The organism is Methanospirillum sp. (genome assembly GCF_028679455.1).
Classification (GTDB): Archaea; Halobacteriota; Methanomicrobia; order Methanomicrobiales; family Methanospirillaceae; genus Methanospirillum.
Window position 1 is genome coordinate 1 of record NZ_JAJRBM010000128.1, and the last position, 5,198, is coordinate 5,198.

The following is a 5,198-nucleotide window of genomic DNA, read 5'->3' on the forward strand; positions in this document are numbered from 1 at the left end:
TATCAATAATCGATAGAGATCTGACTACGTTACATTCGTATATGTCCTGACATTGCTGTGAATATCCGGATTCAGTTCATATCCTATCTTCAAATAGGCACTCAATATACTTAATGACCCTTCATTTGAGATTTTAAAATTTAGAGGCTTAATTAGATAGAATCTAGATAAACAGCCCCTTCACCAATCCGGTTTGAGTTGACATCAATTCTGAACCACCCATCTTCACCCCACTCAGTTCCTGCACTGTTCTTGCCAATGAAGTAATCCTCACCATCTTCACTGCCCCATCCGACCAGAACAACGGCATGATTGGTATCTTCATAGGTTGTATCACTGGAGAATATCCCGCCTGAATAATCATCAAAGTCATCATCATCCTGGATACCGACTGCGATAGGTCCTTTGAGATAAATCGCTGCTTTTAGTTCATCAACCGGTGGGACCGAATTCTCATTACCTTCATCTGATGAAGCATTCACATATGCCCATTTATCAGCATGATACCGCTTCATTCCAGCGAGATTCTTACAGGTATCCTGCTGTTCAGTATACGGATAATCTTCCTTTGATACCACACCGACTACACCATCAGGACCGGGCGTGTCAACAAGATACGGCATAGCAGTCTCAAAATCCCCTCCATCACACCCGTCATCATCTGCATCACATGATATCAGATACTGTTCTGAAAGCCCTATTCGAAGGTCTGGATCCTGACTTTTTATCTTCAGATATGACTCCAGAATGCTGATCGCTGCATATGCCCAACAACTGCCACATTCTTCACCCTGATCATGAACCGGTGTTGTCCAGTCACCTTGATTATCTCTCCAGTCAAAAGACACCGGAAGGTCTGCCGGAACCATGATTGGACCTGTAGCAGAAATAACTGTCTGGTTTATGGGGTGTTTCTGAAGGCTGTCAAATTTTTTCTTTTGTTCATCGGTCAGATTAGAGAGAGATGTAACCCCTGGTTTCCATGTTGTCTTTGGGGTCGGCAGATTTTGAGATTCAACATGAACCTCTGACGCAGAGGATTCAAAGCCTCTGGAATCAACCGCCTGATCGTTGTCTGTCTCTTCAATATTAACTCCCTGACCTGGACAAGGAATACTAACCAGCCATCCCATTACCAAAATGATAATGACTATGACCATACGAGAACCTGCCGTGTAACTCATATGAGACCATAGATATTTGGTATATTTATCTCTACCTAGTCGGGTTATCCTCGTTAATCGGGGGATTTCTAAAAAATATCCCGAAAATAATAAATGGAAGAAATGAGGTGATATCAGTATACTCAAGATCTGCCGTGATCCAGGCTACCCCGATTATTGCAACAGCAACTGGTACCAGGCATTTATTGAAGAGGAATCTGGCATCTGCTTTTGTTAATTCAGGTGTAAGCAATTCGGGCTTTGATGTTGCATAATGCCATAAATAAACCAGGATTACACCTAACATGAGAATATTGAACTGGAAAAAATAATCTGCAAAAGTAAAATTATCTGCGAGATTGCTAAACTGTGAGGAGAATGGAATCAGAACGATGGCCATCAAAGCCAGCATATGCACATGGATAAAATGGTAATCATACGTCTTCATCCGGTGAAACATCTGGTAAAAAAGCATCCAGAACATTGCAAGAAGGATAAATACTCCTATAAAATCGAGAATTGAGGATAATGTATTATTAAAAAACTGATCTACGGTAATGGATACAGCTTTTTCATACTGGTCAGGAGTTACAATGTCCTTGGCAAGCAAGGTCATGGTAAACCCGAATACCCCGTTTGTGATACGTTCAAGGTTTACCTTTGTTATTGGTTCATACACCACCATGAGAGATCCACCAGGATTTCATAGGACGTGGGGATGGATATATTCATCCGAACAAATAGAATGGAATGGTATGAGATAATGAATAGTCCTGAAAAACCTGCCATATTTATGGATTGGAAAATTCGGTAGTGACCTTGAATATAACTGAAGATAAAAAATCTTCAAATTTTTCTCCAATCATATGTTTCTGATCCAAATTATCGAAGTAAATCCATCTAACGGTTGAAAATTCATCTTCAGTTATCAATCAGGTCACTACCCAAAATTCCATGAGAAGACCATTCGATGATTATTTGCTTTATATTTCATATATCAGATATTTACCCTCATACTCTCATACGGTTTTCGAACTGATTTAGTCCAACGAATACCGAAACGATCATCCGGGTTATAAATGAATAATTTTATATTAATCACGCAATGATATACCTATTATATATCTCTCATGGATCGGTATCATGAAGATGGGGAAAAGGATGGGCGTAATGAACGGAATGAATTGGCAGGAAATCAATCAGATTTCACCGATAAGTAGGCGAGGGGAACATGTCAGGTATGAAAACTGTATACCAATATGTACGTCAATGACCGGAGGTGTCTGATGTACTTGAGGCCTGATTTTGTACCAAAACTATGTCTCTATCTGTTATTTCTCTCCGCAGCAGGAATGGCTGCCTGTGTAGCAGATTCAAACATCAGTATATCCGGACCTGATGCGATTGATCTGAACTCATCCCTGCTCTCCTTTCCCAGATTAGACAATCTATCAATTCCTGCACCACCGGTCCAGATCAATGATCTCCGGAAGACAGATTCAGGAGCAGAAAACAACAATCAGATCGTTTCTACCCTGGCAGTTATTGATACCGGAATGAACACGATGGGAAATGCAGTTCTTGTTCCTATCACGCCGACTCCTGAAGGAAGCGGGTATTCCTATTATAATACCACTGGGACTGACCCAGGTTACCTGATTTATGCCTCCGGAACCTATACACTCCTGAATGGATTTTCAACCGAAAACAGTTCTGCACTTCGAATTGTGGCATCTGATGTGGTTCTTGACGGAAATGCACAGACAATACTCGGTAACTCAAGGAATGTAGGTATTACCATCAACTCCGGAAAGACAAATACCACGGTCCGGAAATTCGTCGGAATCAGAGGATTTTATAAGGGTATTGATTCCTTCGGGGATCAGGTTTCTCTCACCAATAATTCACTATCTGACAATTACTATGGCGGTATCAGGGCGAGCGGTTCAGATTTCTCTATGAGTCGAAATGTCTTGTTTAACAATACCGATTTTGGTGTTTTCATGGAGGGTACTGGTGCAACGCTGACCGAAAATAGTATTCACGATAATGAGGAATTTGGATTATATTTGTATTCCGGTAACATAACCCTTGACAAAAATGTAATCACCAGAAATGGGGATGGAATTATTTGCGAAGGAAATAATCCGGTCATACATGGAAATATCGCTGAACATAATGATTACATTGGCATCGGGGTAGATGGTAACGGAGCCATTATTACAGACAATGTCATCAGGCAGAACAACAACAACCTATTGTCCTACGGATCAAATACAACAATCGTACACAATGAGGTTTCATCATCGACTACTAGTTATGGACTTGGTATTTATTCAGTTGCAGATAATGCGACAATTTTAGAAAATACAGTGAGTAATAACGGATATGGTATTGCAGTTGGTGGTGACAACTGTATGGTAACAAACAACTGGGCCTACACAAACAATATTTTTGGGATCAATGTTGATGGAACAAATGGAACTATCTCTAAAAATATTATCCGCGATACGACACAGGTGGGTATGGTTGGTTTGGGAAATAATTTTACGATACTTGATAACATAGTAACGAAGGCAACTATTGGTGCAGATATTACGGATATCTATAATAATTATACCATTATTGGAAATCAATTTACGAATACAAGCCAGTATGGAATTTTTATTGAGAATTCAAGAAGAGGAACCGGAGAGGGAGTGATCTACAATAACTTCTTTGGAAGCCAGACAAACGTCGGTGGATTTGGTAACTTCAGTAATTACAGTTACATCTGGACAAACCCGGCCGGTCCACAGCGTGGAACAAACGTTGTCGGAGGTCCGATTATTGCCGGTAACTACTGGAGCAACCCGACCGAAACCGGATGGTCTGATCAGCAGACTCCAAATGTTTCGGGATATACCACCACTCCATACGAAGTAGTATCTGAAATGTACGATACAGCTCCGCTGGTTCCATAAAAGTCAGTAACCATCAATGCCACTGCAAATGACTGGAGTAATATCGTCCCACGAGGGAACAGTTCCTACCAGTCGTACACGAACCAGACATTTATCACGCAGGCAAAGCCCGGAGCATTCCTTACTGATGTACTGGTGGATTCGGTATCAAAGGGAAACGTAACAAACTGGACCTTTACCCAGCTGTCTGAAGATCACAAGATCCAGGCTCTTGGAGATCCAATACCTGGCCAAGTTCATGCGATCTTCAATGCTTCCCCACGGTGGGGAGAGATGCCGCTGACCGTCTCCTTCTCATCAAAGCAGTCGCTTGGCTCACCGAATTCATGGTACTGGCAGTTTGGAGACGGAACAACCAATACCACTCAGAATCCGGTTCACACATACGAAACTCCGGGAACATACACGGTGACCTTGCGGGCCACAAATGGAATGACCGGCGGGTATGCCTTGTGGAACAACTACATCACAGTTGCCAACGGCCCTGTTCCCGAACCGACCCGGACACCAGTGCCGGGAACGATCATGGCCCAGTTCTCTGCATATCCGGCATCAGGAAATGCACCGCTCACTGTTGACTTCAGGGATTTGAGTGCGGGCAACCCGGTTTCATGGAACTGGGACTTCGGCGATGGAACACAATCAAAGATGCAGAATTCGTCACATATCTACACCACCGCAGGTTCCTATCCGGTTACCTTGTCTGTAACAAATGCGAACTATGGCGGGAGCCTGAATATTCCACATGCAGTTACGGTAACTTAATCGGGTAATCCGGAAAATCTCTTTTATTAATCTACTTTTTCATTCTAATGATCTAATTTATTTGCATTGAAACGGCCTTTCCTGTTATAAAAGCATAATTTTATATTATTCACGCAATGATATACACTTACTATATCTCTTATGGATCTGTTTCATGAAATATGGAAGAGATGGGTGTAATGACGGGGATATATTGGCATGAAATTAACCAAATTTCACCGATAGGTAACTATGTGGAGCAGATTATGCATAAACGATGCAATCAAAAGAGTAAATTGATGACCGAAGGTGCCTGATGACCATACAA

At 41.8% G+C, this 5,198-nt stretch carries 4 protein-coding genes; 2 read left to right on the forward strand and 2 right to left on the reverse strand.

Features of this window, described 5'->3' with window-relative positions; all coding sequences use genetic code 11:
- Window positions 1–152: 152 nt before the first annotated feature.
- Together LUQ50_RS04360 and LUQ50_RS04365 are read right to left on the reverse strand one after the other, a co-directional pair.
- Window positions 153–1,160 (reverse strand): C1 family peptidase, encoded by a 1,008-nt coding sequence (locus tag LUQ50_RS04360; protein WP_300036730.1) that lies wholly within the window; start codon window positions 1,158–1,160, stop codon window positions 153–155.
- A gap of 55 nt (window positions 1,161–1,215) precedes the next feature.
- The gene (locus tag LUQ50_RS04365) at window positions 1,216–1,848 is read right to left on the reverse strand and encodes a TMEM175 family protein (RefSeq protein WP_300036733.1); all 633 of its coding nucleotides are present in this window, start codon (window positions 1,846–1,848) and stop codon (window positions 1,216–1,218) included.
- A gap of 601 nt (window positions 1,849–2,449) precedes the next feature.
- Here LUQ50_RS04365 and LUQ50_RS04370 point away from each other — a divergent pair.
- A complete protein-coding gene (locus tag LUQ50_RS04370; protein WP_300036736.1) occupies window positions 2,450–4,126 on the forward strand; it encodes a NosD domain-containing protein in 1,677 nt (558 codons plus the stop codon).
- A gap of 135 nt (window positions 4,127–4,261) precedes the next feature.
- Entirely contained in the window at window positions 4,262–4,891 is a 630-nt protein-coding gene (locus tag LUQ50_RS04375; protein ID WP_300036739.1) for a PKD domain-containing protein, read from the forward strand.
- Window positions 4,892–5,198 lie beyond the last annotated feature (307 nt).